Origin of the sequence: Actinoplanes subtropicus (assembly GCF_000721705.1) — a bacterium.
GTDB lineage: Bacteria > Actinomycetota > Actinomycetes > Mycobacteriales > Micromonosporaceae > Actinoplanes > Actinoplanes subtropicus.
Genome location: NZ_JOJL01000001.1, coordinates 22,634 through 37,890, shown reverse-complemented (window position 1 = coordinate 37,890; position 15,257 = coordinate 22,634). Strand labels below are relative to the sequence as shown.

Genomic DNA, 15,257 nt, shown 5'->3' with positions numbered 1-15,257 from the left:
GGCCGAAAGCCCGATCCTTCCGCGGGATCAGGACGGGCTGACGGGCAGCCAGATCCGCATCGTGGAGGGGCCGCGGCGGGCCCATCGGTGGTACGGGAGCAGCGGAACCACGACCGGATCGGGGCGTTCGGTGGCCGTGCGGTGGCTCTGGTACGGCCAGCCCGGATCGGCCGGATGCGTGCGGTGCCCCTTGACGGCGCCGGCCTCGGGGGCGACCGACGTGTCGACCTGGACCTCGTCGAGACGTACGCCGTTCTCCTGGTCGGTCGACTCGGCGCACATCACGATCGGGCCCACCTCGACGGCCGCGCAGCCGCGCAGCGCGTCGGCCCGCGGGTCCGGGAACGTCCAGCGTGGACGCATCGGCAGCTCGAGCCGAAGCTGCTCGCCAGAGTGGAATATGCGTCGAAATACGCTCTGCGGGCCGGTGGCCCACTCCGGGATGCGGAAGGTGATCGTGCGCGGGGTCGGCGGGGCGTCGACCACGGTCACGATGACCACCCCGGCGTCCGGGTAGTCGGTGTCGACGTCGAGCACCATGCCGCCGGCCTCGACCCGCATCGGCGCGTACTGGTGCAGTTGCACGCCGCCCGGGTCCTCGGTGACGCAGTAGGTGCCGAGCGAGGCGACCAGCCGGGCCACGTTGTTGAGGCAGCAGGACACCTCGAACCAGGGCGCCCGGGCGCCGCCGCCGAAGCGCAGCTGCACCTTGTCCTTGGCCACCACCTCGGTGGGTACGCGCTGGTGCAGCGTGTGCGCGTAGAAGAAGGACCGGCCGTCGTCGGCGACCGCGGTGGCGATCACGTTGTGCAGCACCCGGTCGACGATGTCGCCGTAGCGCATCTCGCCGGTGGCCAGCAGCAGCCGGTGGGCCAGCATGATGGTGGCGACGCCGGCACAGGTCTCCGAGTACGCCCGGTCCGGTGGGAGCACGAAATCCTCGCCGTAGCTCTCGTCCAGGTGCCGGGAGCCCATCCCGCCGGTGAGATGGGTGCGCCGGGCGAGCGTACGGTCGAACTGCCGGGCCACCGCCTGCAGCAGCTCCTCGTCGCCGGTCTCCACCGCCACGTCCACCGCGCCGGCGGCGAGATACAGCGCTCGTACGACATGGCCGTGAAAAACCTCGCCGTTGCGTACGGGCACCGCGTCCTGGAAATACTGCCAGCCGAACTCGTGCTCGGGCAGCGTGCGCTGGCCGCGCCGGGCGACGAACTTGGCGGCCTGGTCCAGATAGCGCCGCTCGCCGGTGACCCGGTAGAGCTCGACCAGCCCGGTCTCCACCCCGGGGTGACCGCAGAAGCCATCGTCGGCGAACTGGGCGCCGATGTGGTCGGCGAGCCGGGTGCCGATGTCGAGCAGGCGGGGCGCCGCCCCGGTACGGGACCCGGCGACGGCCGCCTGCAGGAAGTGGCCGGCGCAGTAGAGCTCGTGGCCGAAATTCAGGTCGCTGTAGCGCGGCGGCTGGCCGGGCCGCCCCCACGCGGTGTGCAGGTAGCCGTCGGCCTCCTGCGCACCCCCGATCAGCGCGGTCAGTTCGGCCAGCCACTCGTCATGGCGTACGCCGCCGGGCCGGGCCGACTCCCAGCAGAGCGCCTCGGTCAGCTTGTAGACCTCGGAGTCGCTGAACTCGCGGCCCCGGGGCCGGGCGGTGCCCGGGTCGGCGAAGTTGCCGCTCCAGCCCATCCGGTCGATCCAGGTGCGGCTGTGCTCCAGCGTGGCGGTGCCGTTGATCGCCTGGCGCCGGCCCCAGAAGCCGCCGGTCAGCCGCACCTGTGCCGGCCCCACCGGCCGCAGCGCGCCGCGCGATGGCACGACGGGTCCGGTCATGGACGCACCTCCGAAACCTTCGAAAACCTTTTCGGGAATAGTGTCAGGCCCCACTCCGCAGTGTCAACCGATGATTTCGGGCCGCTCCTGCTATGCTGCCGAAAACATTTCGGGAGGAGTTCGGTGCCCAGGAAACGCGCGCAGGTGACGCTGACGGATGTCGCCAAGCGGGCCGGGGTCTCGGTGGCGACCGCCTCCAAGGCGCTCAACCAGCGGGACGAGGTCGCCCCCGCCACCCGGACGCGGGTGCTGCAGGCGGCCGAGGAGTTGTCGTTCCAGCCGAACGTGCTGGCCCGCAGCCTGATCTCCGGCAACACGCGGACGGTCGGGCTGCTCACCGACGAGCTGTCGGCGGCCCGGTTCGCCATCCCGGTGCTGCTCGGCGCCGAGAACGCGCTGGGCAACGAGCAGATGAGCGTCCTGCTCTGCGACGCCCGCGGGGACGCGATCCGGCGCCGGCACTACATCCGTACGCTGCTGGCCCGGCAGGTGGACGGCTTCATCATCCTCGGCGACTCGAACGAGATCCGGCCGTCGCTCACCAAGGAGATTCCGGTCCCGGTCGTGTACGCGTACTGCGAGTCGGACGACCCGAACGACCTGTCGGTGGTGGCCGACGACGCCGGCGGTGCCCGGCTCGCCGCCCAGCACCTGGTCACCCTCGGCCGTACGAAGATCGCCCACATCACCGGCGACCCGGGTTACCGGGCGGCCCGCGACCGCGCGGCGGCGCTGACCGAGGTACTCGACGCGGCGAGGCTGCCGCTGGTCGGCGACGCGCTCTTCGGGCAGTGGTCGCAGCGGTGGGGCCGGCACGCGACGTCCCGGTTGCTGGCCTCGCACCCGGATGTGGACGCCATCTTCTGCGGCAGCGACCAGATCGCCTCCGGGGTGACCGAGGCGCTGCGCGACCTGGGCCGCACGGTCCCCGAGGACGTGGCGATCGTCGGCTACGACAACTGGGAGGTCATCGCGACGGAGTGCCGTCCGCCGCTGACCACAGTGGACCTGAACCTGGAACAGCTGGGTACGACGGCGGTGCGGCATCTGTTCGCGGCGCTCGACGGGGATCGCCAATCGGGCGTGATACGGCAGCCGGGCCGTCTGGTGGTCCGCGAGTCGACGGCGGTGGCGGGCCCCATTCCGCCCCGCTGAATTCGTCGATTACGGTCACCGGTCGCGTTTCCTCGCACCCGAGCCGCGAACCGGCGAATCAGACTCCGCGCCGGAAAACAGCGCCTTTCTTTCCCGCAATTCCGCTGCGACATCACCCCGTCGCGGGACGGTATCAATGCCGTTACACAGCTCGATTAGCGTCCTGAAATAGCAGGTCAGGGCGTTGATCGGATGTTTGTTCGGCACACCATCACCCAGCAATACCAATTCGAAAAGAATGGCTCGGTCGCGCCCGACCCGCTCAATGGGTGCTTTTCGCTGCACATTTTCGAACCCGGGTGAAGGGACGTCCCGTTGACCGAGCTCGAGGTACTCATCCCTGCGTACAACGAGGAACGGCGATTGAGCCGGGTTCTCGAATCATGGGCCGGACATCTACGCCGGAGTGGTCTGGACGCGGCGCTGCGCGTGATCGACAACGGCAGCAGCGACCGCACCGCCGACATCGTCGACCGGTTCGCCGCCCAGGGCGTCCCGGTCGCCGTCACCGGCTGTTCGAAGCGGGGCAAGGGCGCGGCGGTGATCCGCGGCGCGCTCACCAGCACCGCGCGCTATGTCGGTTTTGTCGACGCAGACCTGGCCACGCCGACCGAGACGGTCGACATCGCGCTGCGGCGGCTGCGGGCCGGCCATGAGGTGGTCATCGGCTCACGGCGGTGTGCGGGGGCGAGTTACGTCTCCCGGCAGCCCTTCATCCGGCGGGTCGGCGGCACGGGCTTCCGGTTGCTGTCACGCAGGCACTCCGGCGCGGTCGCCGACACCCAGTGCGGGTTCAAGTTCTTCCAGGCGTACGCGGCCCGGCAGATCTTCCGCGACATGCGCCTCTCCGGCTTCGCCTTCGATCTGGAGATCGTGGCCCGCGCCCACCGGCTGGGCCTCTCGATCACCGAGGTCCCGGTTGCCTGGTCCGATCAGGGCGACTCGACGTTCCGGTTGTTCTCCGACGGTCGCAAGGTGGCCGCGGAACTGTGGCGGCTGCATCGCGAGGTTCCGCCCGCCGGGCTCTCCGTCACCCGGTACGCTCTCGGGTCCGCTTCGGCGGGCGGCCGATGAGCGCTCCCGGCGCGTTCGCTCGCGCCTGGCGTGGGCGGCACGTCGTCATTTGCAACTGGCGGGACAGTGGCCATCCCGCGGCCGGCGGCGCGGAGCTCTACTGCGAACGGGTGGCCGGGGAACTGCATCGGGCCGGCGCCCGGGTCACCTACTTGACGGCTCGCGCGGCCGGCCAGGCTCGCACCGAGACAACGCCCTACGGGACCGTGGTCCGCCGCGGAGGCACCCTCACGGTGTATCCGCACGTGTTGTGGTGGCTGCTACGGCACCGGCGCTCGGTCGACGGCGTGATCGACTCGCAGAACGGCATTCCGTTCTTCACGCCGCTCGCGCTGCGCCGCCGCACGCCGGTCGTCCAACTCATCCATCACGTGCATCAGGACCAGTTCGAGGTGCACTTTCCGAAGCCGATCGCCCGGCTCGGCCAGTTCCTGGAAAACCAGGCCAGCCGCTGGGTGTACCGCGACCGTACCCTGGCGGCGGTCTCGCCTTCCGCACGTCAGGAGATCCGCCGCCGCCTGTCGCTGCGCGGCCCGGTGCTGCTCGCCGCATGTGGCCAGGAGATGCCCGACCAGCACCGCAGGGAACCGGCCGCGAGGCCGCGGATCGTCTGCGTCGGGCGGCTGGTCCGGCAGAAACGCGTCGACCTGCTGCTCCACGCGTTGCCCGCGGTGCTGCGCCGGATCCCCGACCTGGAGGTGCATCTGGTCGGCAGCGGCGACGCCGTCGACGACCTGGTCGCCTTGGCCGACCGGCTCGGCCTTGGCGACCGGGTCGTGTTTCACGGCAGGGTCGACCCGGCGACCCGGGACGCCCTGGTCGCTTCGGCCTGGCTGACCGTCAGCGCCTCGATGGGCGAGGGCTGGGGTCTGTCCATCATGGAGGCGGCCGCCTCGGGCGTCCCCGCCGTCGCGTTGAACGTTCCCGGCCTGCGCGACACGATCCGGCACGGCGAGACCGGATGGCTGGTCGAGGTCGGCGAGGACCTGGCCGGCGGCTTGTCGGCCGGGATCGTCGAGGCGCTGCTGACCCTCGCCGACACGGTGGAGCGAGCCGCCTGGTCGGCCCGCTGCGTGGCCTGGGCATCGCAATTCACCTGGGAGAGCACGGCGGCCGTGCTCCGGTCCGCGCTCTCCGCGGAACGTCATCGGCTGGCGAACGGCCGGCCGGAGGCACGGCAGGTCAACGACGCGGTGACGCTGGTCGTCCTGCCGGCCGACGTCGCCGGCCGCGGGAACCTGGCCGGTCTGCGGGGCACCGACCGCGTCGCATCCGGGCCGGATCACGTCGCGCTGCTGATGTACGGGACCGACGAGATCAACGCGGAGCGCGCGCTGACGGCGCTCGGCTTCGACGTCCACGATCCCCGGGTGACCGTCCGCCTGGCCCGGCAGCGCGACCTGCTCGGCTGGCAGACCGTGGTGCGCCCGCTCGGCGACAGCGCGCGGGCCGGCGCATGAGAATCCTGCATCTCGCCTACGAGGACAAGAACCAGCCCGGCTCGGGTGGCGGATCCGTCCGTACGCACGAGATCGGCCGGCGGCTGGCCGTCCGGCACGACGTCACCGTCGTCACCGCCGGCTGGCCCGGGTGCGAAGACCGGGTGGAGGACGGCGTGCGATACGTGCACGCGGGTCACGGGCGTACCCGGGCCCGATCCGCCGGGTACTTCGCCCGGATACCCACGCTGCTCAGACGGTACGAGGCCGACCTGATCGTGGAGGATTTCGGGGCGCCGATCTCCACGATCGGGGTGCCGCGACTCACCCGGACGCCGGTGGTCGGGATGGTCCAGTGGATGTTCGCGGCGGAGATGGCGGCGAAGTACCGGTTGCCGTTCCACCTGGTGGAGCGATGGGGCCTGCGGCAACACCGCCGGCTGATCGCCGTTTCGGAGGACCTCGCCGCCGAGATCCGCCGGCGCCGCCCGGATGCCGACGTCCGAGTGGTCGCCAACGGGGTCGACGCGTCGGCCTTCGCCGTCGCGTCCGATCCGGCGAGGTTCCCCGAACCCACAACGCCGCTCGTGTTCCTCGGGCGGCTCGATACCGCGCAGAAAGGGCTGGACGTCCTGCTCGACGCGATGCCCTCGATACCCGGCCGTCGCTTGCTGATCGCCGGGGACGGACCGGACGAGGCTCGCCTGCGCCAGGCCGCGAACCGGCTCGGGATCGCCGATCGGGTCGGCTGGCTCGGCCGGCTGTCCGGCCCGGACAAGTTCTCCCTGCTGGCGGGCGCGGCCCTGGTCGTGGTGCCGTCACGCTTCGAGACCTTCGGCATCGTGGCGATCGAGGCGGCTGCCAGTGGCACTCCGGTGATCGGCTCCGACATCGAGTGCCTCCGCGACGTGATACCCGCCGCGGTGGGGACACGAGTGCCGCCCGGCGACCCGTCCGCGCTCTCGACGGCGGTGAACGACGCGCTGGCCCGTCCCGACCTGCTGGCGGCGCTGAGCGTGTCGGCCCGCGCCTTCGCTCGCCGGTTCGACTGGGACGCGCTCGCCGATCAGCAGGAATCCCTATTCGTATCGATCGCTTCGGCCGATGACCTCACGAGGAGCACACCGTGACCACCGAAACTCTGGACACCGCCGCCACGCGGGAGGTGCCCGCCGGCCGGTGGCGCGACTCGCGGGCGATCACCGCGAGCACGGTCATCGCCATCGTCGCGGTGACCCTGCTGCTGCGTCTGATCGGCATCGGCCGCAGCTACGACGTGTTCGTCGACGAGCCGTTCTACGTGAGCCTCGGCAGGTCCGTCGCGGATGGACACTGGGTGCCGATCGGCTCCGGCCGGCCGTTCCTGCTGCATCCGCCCGGCTTCTTCTACCTGGAGGCGCTCTGGTTCAAGCTCTTCGGGTATCGCCACGACCCGTTCCAGGACATCTACTCGATCCGGGTGCTGCAGGCCCTGCTCGCCGCCGGATCCGCGATCCTGATCTACTTCCTGGTCCGGCACATCGCCGGGCGCGGTCCGGCCGTGGTCGCCGTCGCGGTCTTCTCGATCGACGCCTACGTGCTGCAGCAGAACGGCCGGGTCATGCTCGAGACCGCGGCGGTCACGCTGGCGCTGGGCGGTTACCTCACGCTCGTCCGGCAGATCCGTACGGGCCGGCGCAGCCTCCCCGCGGCGATCGGCGTGGGTCTGCTCTTCGGCGCGGCGATCCTCACCAAGGACATGGCGGCCCTGATCACGGTCCTGCCGTTGCTCGCGATCGCCGCTTTCGGCTGGTACGGATGGCGTCGAGAGGCAATGGCCGGCGCCGCCACGGCCATCGCGGCCTACCTGTTGTACGTCCTTGTCGTGCTGGTCAGCGGGCACGCGAAGGATTTCTGGGAGCAGAAGACCAACGGCCTGTCCCGGGCCTTCGGCACCTCGGTCAGCACCGGATTCACCGCCGACAACGCACCCTCGCTCGCCAAGCAACTGTGGGTCCAGCTCCTCACCTTCGGCGGCAGCTACGTGGTGCTGGCCATCGGCGTCGTCGCCGGGCTGTGGTTGCTCGTTCGGCCGTGGACTCCCCTGGATCGGATTCTGGGCCTCGGCACGGCCGGCGGCCTGCTCATCATGGCGTACGGACTGGCGCTGGGCACCGTCGAGGAACAGTTCCTGTACTTCCTCGCCGTGCCCGCGATCATGAGCCTGGCCACCGCGGCACATCGGCTCCGCACGCGGGCGGCACGACCGGCCGGGCTTCGCCGGGTCGCGTTCTCCGCGTTCGCCGTGCTGCTGGCCGTCGAGCTCTTCTCGTGGGGAAGCGTCCACGCCGAGGCCGACGACAGCCAGCACAGGGCTTACGAGTGGCTGATCCGCAACGCTCCGGCCGGGTCGATCGTGGCCTGGGTCGCCAGCCAGTCCGAGGTCACCTTGCGGGGCAGCGGTCTGGTGACCACGCCGGTCGGCACCCCGGCGGAGATGGCCGCGAAGCAGGTCACGTATCTCCTCGTGCTCGACAAGACCGTCCGGGAGGGGTACGCCCCGGTACCCGCGGCGGACATCGACTGGTATGCCGCGCACTCCACGAAGGTGTTCTCGGCCACCGGCCGATCGTTCGGCGGGGTCGCGATCTACCGGACGACCGATGTGAGCCTCTGGTGAACCGCGGCGGGTGGTTGCTGCTGACCGGATCGGTGACGATCGCCGCGCTGAACTACGGCTACACCGTCGCTCTGATCCACCTCCTGTCGCCTTCCGGGTTCTCCCAGGTCGCCGCCGTGTCGGCGCTGCTGCTCCTGGTCGGCACCGCCGCGTCCGCGACGATACCGTGGGTTCTGGCCCGGGAGATCGCCAACGCCGCCGCCGGCAGCGATCGGCGACGGCAGGCCGTCCGCTTCGCGCTGGTCACCTCGTTCGGGGCGGCACTGCTGACCAGCGCGCTGGTGTCCGCCGCGGAGTACCGATATGCCGGGCCGGCCCTCATCGGAACCTCCGCTCTCGCCTGCACCGGCATCTTCATCACCGCGGCAGGCGCCGGTTACCTGCAGGGACAGAGCCGATTCGGCCTGCTCGCCGCCTATCGGGTCACCGAGGCGTTGGTCAAGGTCGTTGCCGGGGCCGGCGCGATCGCGGCGACCGATTCCCCGGCCGCCGGGGTCACCGGCTTCGCCGTCGGCTCGCTGGTCTGCGCCGGTTGGGCGCTCTGGCTGATGCGCCCGGACCTGGGGCGGGCCGGCCGGGCCGCCGCCTTCGCGCTCGGCGACCGGCAACTGTGGCGGCACGCGACCGGAATCAGCTCGATCCAGGTGCTGTGCGGCGTCCTGCAATCGCTGGACGTCCTGGTGCTCAGCATCGCCGTCGGCGCGAACCCGGAGGTGGCCGGCTACCAGGGAATGCTGGCGCTCGGGCGGATCCCGCTCTACCTGTCGATCGCCCTGGCCACTGTCGCGTTTCCCCGGCTCGTCGATGCGCGGACCGGTGCCGCCGAGGCGGCTCGGATCGTCCGCCGGGTGCTCGGTCTCTACACCGCCGCGGGCATCGTCACCGTCGGGCTCGTCGCGGCCGCCCCGCGCACCGTCCTCTCCGTGGTGCTGCCCGATCATTACCTGGGCTACACGACGCTTCTGCTGCCCCTGGTGCTCGGCGGGTTCGCCGCCGGTCTGCTCAACCTGGTCACCACGATCCACCAGGCGGCCGGCCGATACCGCCCGACGGTGATCACGCTGACCATCGTCACGGTCGTCGGCGCCACCACGCTGGCAACGGTGAGCGGAAGTCTGAACGCCGTCGCCTGGTGGACCGCGGCGATCCAGGGAGGCACCGCGCTCGTCGTCCTCGCGTTGGTTCCGCGACGCGAGGCCGGCCGTTGGGTGGGTGACGCGCGGCTGCCCGCCGACGTGCTCCGCGCCGCCGTCCGGCACGCGACCCGCCGCCGGGGCCCGCGATCCGGCCGAGTCCTGCTGCTCGGCAACTACGGCAACGGAAATACCGGCGACGAGTCGATTCTGGCCGGCCTGTTGAGCCTTGCCGACCGGCCAGAAGTGATCACAGTGGTCGGCCGCGATCCCGGCAACCTCGCCCGGCTGCACGGGGTGACCGCGGTGCCGACCGTCTCGGCGGCCGCGATCCGCGCTTATCTCGCCGCGGACGCGCTCTGCATCGGCGGGGGAGGCATGTTCGGAGCCGGGCTTCCCCCGCTGGTCCGGGCGCTGCCGATGGCGGCGATCGGGGCCCGGCTGCTCGGCAAGGAGCTCTACTTCCTGAGCCTCGGCGCGTACGAGACCACGCCGGCGAGCACGAAATACCTGCTGAGGATCGCCGCGCGCCTGGCGACCGCGGTGACCGTCCGGGATCCGCAGTCACAGACCACGATCTCCGCCGATCCCACGCGGGCCCACATCGTGCCGGACCCGTCGACGCTGGTGCCGCCGGCCCCGCCCCACGTGGTGGCTCGGCACAGCCCGCTGCCCGGCCGGCCCCTGGTGCTGAACGTCAAGGCCATGCCCGACGTCGAGGCGCTGCGCACGGTGCTGACCGAGCTCGGACTCGGGGTCGCCACCTGGGCCGCGACCCACGACAACCCGATCTATCTGGTGTCGATGTCGACCGCCGGTGACTACGGCCTGGGCACCGACTACTCCGACGCGAATCTCGGACGATGGATGCTCGACCGGGCCGGCCTGGCCGACCGGGCACACATACTCGGTCCCCACCTGAACCCGTCGCTCGCGAAGGGGCTGCACGCGAGCGCCATGGCAGTGATCGCCATGCGCCTGCACTCGCAAATCTTCGCCACCACGACCGGCACACCGCTGCTGGGCATCTCCTTCGAACCGAAGAGCCGGCTGTGGCTCGCCGACGCGGGCGCCGTCGAACTGCCGGCCGACCGGCTGACCGCCGCCGCGGTGGCCGAGTGGCTGCATGGTGTTCCCCAGAACACTGCCACCTCCTCGGGCGGGGCCATGTCTCCGCCGCACTGACGGCGGTCGTCCCGCACGGATGCCGCCCGCTCGGGGCGAGCAGGCGGCATCCGTATCCGGTCAGGCGTTCCGGGTGGTCTGCACGGCGTCCTGAGCGGTCGAGCGGACCTCGTCGACCGCATGCCGCGCGGAACCGGAGAGATCCTCCTTGAGATCGCCGGCGACGTCCTTGACCTTCTCGGTCAGGTCGCCGCTGTGCTCCTTGAGCTGCTGTCCGGCGCGGCGCTCCGCCTCGGTCACCGGCATCAGCGTGGCGGCCAGCATGCCCACGCCGAACGCGATGATCCCGGCGGCCAGCGGGTTGCCCTGGGTCTGGGTCGCCACGGCCCGCGGCGCGGACCGGACGGCGTCGGCGGCGTCCTGCGCCTTCTCCTCGACTCTGTTGGCCGTGGATTCGGTACTGCCCATGACCTTCTCCCGGACGGCGGTCCACCGGCGCCGCGCCGCCTGGCGCGGGCTCGTCTTCTCGGCCAGCCGGTCGACATCGCGGGTGAGCGACGCCCGGGTGGCCTCGATGTTCTGCCTCATCCGGTCGGGTTCTTCAACCATTGCGCATCCTCCTTGATCGTGTCGACCGTCCGCCGCGGCACGGGGTCCACGGTCTTGAGCCGCTTGCGGCCGGTGGCGTAGAGCACCGCCGCGATGATCGCCCAGAGCACGGCCACGATCAGCGCCGCCCAACCGGCGTCCATGACGTTCGCCAGGCCGAACACGAGGGCAAAGCTGAGCAGCACGACGGTCAGATAGCCGGCGAACCCGGCGCCGCCGAGCATGCCCGCCGCCTTGCCGGCCTTGCTCGCCTCCTGCTTGATCTCGGCCTTGGCGAGCTCGACCTCCTGGCGGAACAGCCGGGACAGGTCGTCGCTGATGTTGCCGATCAGCTCGCCGATCGACGTCTCGGCGACCTGGTCCTTCCGTGGGGTGGTCATCGCCGGATCTCCGGCTCGGCGGCCGGATAGCCCTCGTCCACCGGGACGGGCCGGCCGGTTCCGGTCGCCGCGTACTCCGTGCCCACCGTGCCCGTCGGGCCCACGGTCGTCGTCGCCGGGTACGTCGTCGCGGCCGGCGGCTCGGTCACCGGGGTGGACCGGTAGCTGCTGGAGAACTCGTCCGTGCCGGGCTTGTCGGCCGGCGAGCCCGCCTTCGCGACGCCCTTGCCCAGCCGGCCGACGACGAAGCCGGCCGCGAGGGCGGTCGCCAGGAAAGCACCCGGCCGGCGGCGGGCGAAGTCCTGCACCTCGCGCAGCACGCCGTCGGGCCCGTTCCGGTCCAGATAGTCGGCGAGCTGGCGGCCACCGTCGGCCACCCGGGCGACGACCGTGGCCGCCGGCGAGTCGCTGCGGTCGCCGCGCATCTCGTCGAGCTGGTCCGCCGTCTCGCGAATGCTGCCGGCGAGCCGGTCATTCTGCGTCCGCGCCTGCTCAGTCAGCCGATCGCGTACGTCGCCGGCCAAGTTGCGGGCCTGGGCCTTGGTCTCGGCGCCAACCCGCTGTGCCTGCTCGACCGCCTTGTCCTTGACGTCCGTCGCCGCGTGCCCGGCAGCTCGCGCGCCTTGCTCGGCGACCTGTTCGGTGCGGGAGGACTCGCCCCCCGGCGAATTGTCCGGCGTGTACCCGCCGGTCGATAGGTCGGTCACGTTGCCTCCTACTGAGGATTTTCCTGCACGACCCAAATCCCCACCGCACGACCGTTTAGTCGGCCCGGTTTTCGCGCTGCACGAAATCAATAGTTGGCTCATGGCAAGCAACGTGTTTTACCGGCCGACCTCAGGGTAACCAGGCCGTTCGCCCCGTGCCGCACCCGCCATAATTGATCAAAAAAACGGTGCGTATTTCGATCTACGCGCACACGAAAAGGGGCGGTCCCGGTCGCCCGGAACCGCCCCTTTCGCGCTTGTCTCAGCTGCAGCCCGAGGTCGAGCCGCATCCCTCGCAGACGTAGCAGCTGCCCGCGCGCCGCATCTTGGTGCCGCACGTGAAGCACAGCGGCGCATCCGCCGCCTGCCCCATCACGACCTCCAGCAGCTCGGTCGACGAGCCGACCGTGACCGGGGTTGCCGGCTGAGCCGGGGCGGGCGCGTCCGACGACGCTGCACCCACCGGCGCGGAGACCGGGGCTGAGGCCGCCATGCCCTCCAGATCGGCGGATGCCGCCGCGGCCTCGGCCGCCGCTTCCGCCTGGACCTGGGCGGCCCGCTCCTTGGCGGTGAAGATGCCGAGCTCGGCCCTCGTCTCGTACGGCAGGAAGTCGAGCGCAAGCCGCCGGAAGATGTAGTCCATCACCGAGGCGGCCATGCGGACGTCCGGGTCGTCGGTCATGCCGGCCGGCTCGAAGCGCATGTTGGTGAACTTGCCGACGTACGTCTCGAGCGGCACGCCGTACTGGAGTCCTATCGAGATCGCCACGGAGAAGGCATCCATGACGCCGGCCAGGGTCGAGCCCTGCTTCGACATCTTGAGGAAGACCTCGCCCAGGCCGTCGTCGGGGTATGACGACGCCGTCAGGTAGCCCTCGGCGCCGCCGACCGAGAACGACACCGTCTCCGACGGCCGCTTCTTCGGCAGGCGCTTGCGGACCGGGCGGTACTCGACGACCTTCTCGACGACCTTCTCGATCTCGGCGACCGGGGCGACCTCGGCCGTCTTCTTCGAGGAACCGGCGGCCGAGAGCGGCTGACCCACCTTGCAGTTGTCCCGGTAGATCGCCAGCGCCTTCAGGCCGAGCTTCCAGCCCTGGTAGTGGATGTTCTCGATCTCCTCGACGGTGGCCGTCTCGGGCATGTTGACCGTCTTGGAGATGGCGCCCGAGATGAACGGCTGGACGGCCGCCATCATCCGCACGTGGCCCATCGGCGCGATCGCCCGCTCGCCCATCGCGCAGTCGAAGACCGCGTAGTGCTCCGGCTTGAGGCCGGGGGCGTCCACCACGTTGCCGTGCTCGGAGATGTGCTCGACGATCGCCTCGACCTGCTCCTCGGGGTAGCCGAGGCTGCGCAGCGCGCGCGGCACGGTCTGGTTGACGATCTGCATCGAGCCGCCGCCGACCAGCTTCTTGAACTTGACCAGGGCCAGGTCGGGCTCGATGCCGGTGGTGTCGCAATCCATCATCAGGCCGATGGTGCCGGTGGGGGCGAGCACCGACGCCTGGGCGTTGCGCCAGCCGTTCTTCTCACCGATCTTGATGCCGCTCTGCCACTGCTTGGTGGCTTCCTTGACGATCGCGGTGGCGACCAGGTTGCTGGAACGGATCTCGTCGTTGGCGGCAGCGTGCTTGCGCATGACCCGCTTGTGCGCCTCGGCGTTGCGGGCGTAGCCCTCGTACGGGCCGACCACGCCGGCGATCTCGGCGGAGCGGCGGTACGCCGTACCCGTCATCAGCGAGGTGATCGCGGCGGCGACGTTGCGGCCGGCCTCCGAGTCGTACGGCAGGCCCGAGGCCATCAGCAGCGCGCCGATGTTCGCGTACCCGATGCCGAGCTGGCGGTAGGCGCGGGTGGTGATCCCGATCTTCTCGGTCGGGAAGTCGGCGAACGCGATCGAGATCTCCATCGCGGTGATGATGAACTCGACGCTCTTGACGAACTTCTCCACCTCGAAGCCGCCGTCGGCCTTGAGGAACTTCATGAGGTTGAGCGACGCCAGGTTGCACGAGGAGTCGTCCAGCGACATGTACTCCGAGCACGGGTTGGACGCGGTGATCCGGCCGGTCTCGGGGTTGGTGTGCCAGTCGTTGATCGTGTCGTCGTACTGCAGGCCCGGGTCGGCGCACTCCCACGCGGCGGTGGCGATGTCGCGGAACAGCTTCTTCGCGTCGACCCGCTCGATCTCCTCGCCGTCCAGCCGGCCGCGGAGCGCGAAGTCGGTGCCCTCCTCGTACGCCCGCATGAATTCGTCGGAGACGCGGACCGAGTTGTTGGCGTTCTGGTACTGCACCGAGACGATGTCGGAGCCGCCGAGGTCCATGTCGAAGCCGGCGTCCCGCAGCGCGCGGATCTTGTTCTCCTCGCGCGCCTTGGTCCAGACGAACTCCTCCACGTCCGGGTGGTCGACGTCGAGGATGACCATCTTGGCCGCGCGCCGGGTGGCACCGCCGGACTTGATGGTGCCCGCGCTGGCGTCGGCGCCGCGCATGAAGCTCACCGGGCCACTGGCGGTCCCCCCGGACGACAGCAGCTCCTTGGACGAGCGGATGCGGGACAGGTTGACCCCGGAGCCGGAGCCGCCCTTGAAGATCAGCCCCTCCTCCTTGTACCAGTCGAGGATCGAATCCATCGAGTCGTCGACCGACAGGATGAAGCAGGCGCTGACCTGCTGCGGCGACTTGGTGCCGACGTTGAACCAGACCGGCGAGTTGAAGCTGAACACCTGGTGCAGCAGCATCCAGGTGAGCTCGTGGTCGAAGAGCTCGGCATCCGCCTTGGTGGCGAAGTAGCCGTGCTTCTCGCCCGCCTTGCGGTACGTGTCGACGACGCGGTCGATGAGCTGCTTGAGCGACCACTCCCGCTCCGGCGTGCCGACGGCGCCCCGGAAGTACTTGGTGGTGACGATGTTCGCCGCGTTCACGCTCCAGAACGCGGGGAACTCGACGCCCTTCTGCTCGAAGTTGATCGAGCCGTCCCGCCAGTTCGTCATGACGACGTCGCGGCGCTCCCACTCGACCTCGTCGTACGGGTGGACGCCCTCGGTCGTCCAGACCCGCTCGACCCGCAGCCCCCCGCCGGCCGCGCTGCCGCTCGCCCGGCTGCGCTGCCGCCCTGCTGTGATGCCGTCCCCGGCCATACTGCTC

The 15,257-nt window shown here is 70.5% G+C and carries 12 protein-coding genes; 6 read left to right on the top strand and 6 right to left on the bottom strand.

Features of this window, described 5'->3' with window-relative positions; all coding sequences use genetic code 11:
* Window positions 1-27: 27 nt before the first annotated feature.
* Entirely contained in the window at window positions 28-1,827 is a 1,800-nt protein-coding gene (locus IH26_RS0100160) for a glycoside hydrolase family 127 protein (RefSeq protein WP_030434004.1), read from the bottom strand.
* 123 nt (window positions 1,828-1,950) lie between these two features.
* Between IH26_RS0100160 and IH26_RS0100155 the strand changes: the two genes are divergently transcribed.
* Complete coding sequence (locus tag IH26_RS0100155) at window positions 1,951-2,982, top strand: LacI family DNA-binding transcriptional regulator (protein WP_030434003.1); 1,032 nt, start codon at window positions 1,951-1,953, stop codon at window positions 2,980-2,982.
* A gap of 15 nt (window positions 2,983-2,997) precedes the next feature.
* Here the strand turns inward: IH26_RS0100155 and IH26_RS59350 are convergent, their stop codons facing one another.
* Window positions 2,998-3,267, bottom strand: coding sequence for a hypothetical protein (locus IH26_RS59350; protein ID WP_157436962.1), 270 nt, complete (start codon window positions 3,265-3,267; stop codon window positions 2,998-3,000).
* A gap of 30 nt (window positions 3,268-3,297) precedes the next feature.
* On the opposite strand from IH26_RS59350, the gene IH26_RS0100150 reads away from it, so the two are divergent.
* Genes IH26_RS0100150 through IH26_RS0100130 form a run of 5 tightly spaced genes read left to right on the top strand, consistent with a single transcriptional unit; the run spans window position 3,298 to window position 10,472 of the window.
* Entirely contained in the window at window positions 3,298-4,056 is a 759-nt protein-coding gene (locus IH26_RS0100150; protein ID WP_084598525.1) for a glycosyltransferase, read from the top strand.
* A complete protein-coding gene (locus tag IH26_RS0100145) occupies window positions 4,053-5,516 on the top strand; it encodes a glycosyltransferase family 4 protein (RefSeq protein ID WP_051807146.1) in 1,464 nt (487 codons plus the stop codon). The genes IH26_RS0100150 and IH26_RS0100145 overlap by 4 nt, the downstream gene beginning before the upstream one ends.
* A complete protein-coding gene (locus IH26_RS59345; RefSeq protein WP_051807145.1) occupies window positions 5,513-6,625 on the top strand; it encodes a glycosyltransferase family 4 protein in 1,113 nt (370 codons plus the stop codon). The genes IH26_RS0100145 and IH26_RS59345 overlap by 4 nt, the downstream gene beginning before the upstream one ends.
* Window positions 6,622-8,154, top strand: coding sequence for an ArnT family glycosyltransferase (locus IH26_RS0100135; RefSeq protein ID WP_030433999.1), 1,533 nt, complete (start codon window positions 6,622-6,624; stop codon window positions 8,152-8,154). Before IH26_RS59345 ends, IH26_RS0100135 begins: the two co-directional genes overlap by 4 nt.
* Entirely contained in the window at window positions 8,151-10,472 is a 2,322-nt protein-coding gene (locus IH26_RS0100130; RefSeq protein WP_030433998.1) for a polysaccharide pyruvyl transferase family protein, read from the top strand. Before IH26_RS0100135 ends, IH26_RS0100130 begins: the two co-directional genes overlap by 4 nt.
* A gap of 60 nt (window positions 10,473-10,532) precedes the next feature.
* Here IH26_RS0100130 and IH26_RS0100125 read toward each other — a convergent pair whose 3' ends face one another.
* The 4 genes from IH26_RS0100125 to IH26_RS0100110 form a co-directional block, all read right to left on the bottom strand.
* Window positions 10,533-11,021: a DUF3618 domain-containing protein gene (locus IH26_RS0100125; protein WP_051807143.1), complete on the bottom strand. Its 489-nt coding sequence runs from the start codon at window positions 11,019-11,021 to the stop codon at window positions 10,533-10,535.
* Window positions 10,997-11,401 (bottom strand): phage holin family protein, encoded by a 405-nt coding sequence (locus IH26_RS0100120; protein WP_030433996.1) that lies wholly within the window; start codon window positions 11,399-11,401, stop codon window positions 10,997-10,999. The genes IH26_RS0100125 and IH26_RS0100120 overlap by 25 nt, the downstream gene beginning before the upstream one ends.
* Window positions 11,398-12,108, bottom strand: a complete 711-nt coding sequence (locus IH26_RS0100115; RefSeq protein ID WP_051807142.1) for a hypothetical protein — start codon at window positions 12,106-12,108, stop codon at window positions 11,398-11,400. Before IH26_RS0100115 ends, IH26_RS0100120 begins: the two co-directional genes overlap by 4 nt.
* Before the next feature lie 262 nt (window positions 12,109-12,370).
* Window positions 12,371-15,250, bottom strand: a complete 2,880-nt coding sequence (locus tag IH26_RS0100110; protein ID WP_030433994.1) for a vitamin B12-dependent ribonucleotide reductase — start codon at window positions 15,248-15,250, stop codon at window positions 12,371-12,373.
* Between the last annotated feature and the right edge of the window lie 7 nt (window positions 15,251-15,257).

Excerpts from the sequence above, each read along its gene's own strand:
- IH26_RS0100160 (WP_030434004.1), bottom strand. The coding sequence starts at position 1,827 with ATGACCGGACCCGTCGTGCCATCGCGCGGCGCGCTGCGGCCGGTGGGG.
- IH26_RS0100145 (WP_051807146.1), top strand. The coding sequence starts at position 4,053 with ATGAGCGCTCCCGGCGCGTTCGCTCGCGCCTGGCGTGGGCGGCACGTC.
- IH26_RS59345 (WP_051807145.1), top strand. The coding sequence starts at position 5,513 with ATGAGAATCCTGCATCTCGCCTACGAGGACAAGAACCAGCCCGGCTCG.
- IH26_RS0100125 (WP_051807143.1), bottom strand. The coding sequence starts at position 11,021 with ATGGTTGAAGAACCCGACCGGATGAGGCAGAACATCGAGGCCACCCGG.
- IH26_RS0100120 (WP_030433996.1), bottom strand. The coding sequence starts at position 11,401 with ATGACCACCCCACGGAAGGACCAGGTCGCCGAGACGTCGATCGGCGAG.
- IH26_RS0100110 (WP_030433994.1), bottom strand. The coding sequence starts at position 15,250 with ATGGCCGGGGACGGCATCACAGCAGGGCGGCAGCGCAGCCGGGCGAGC.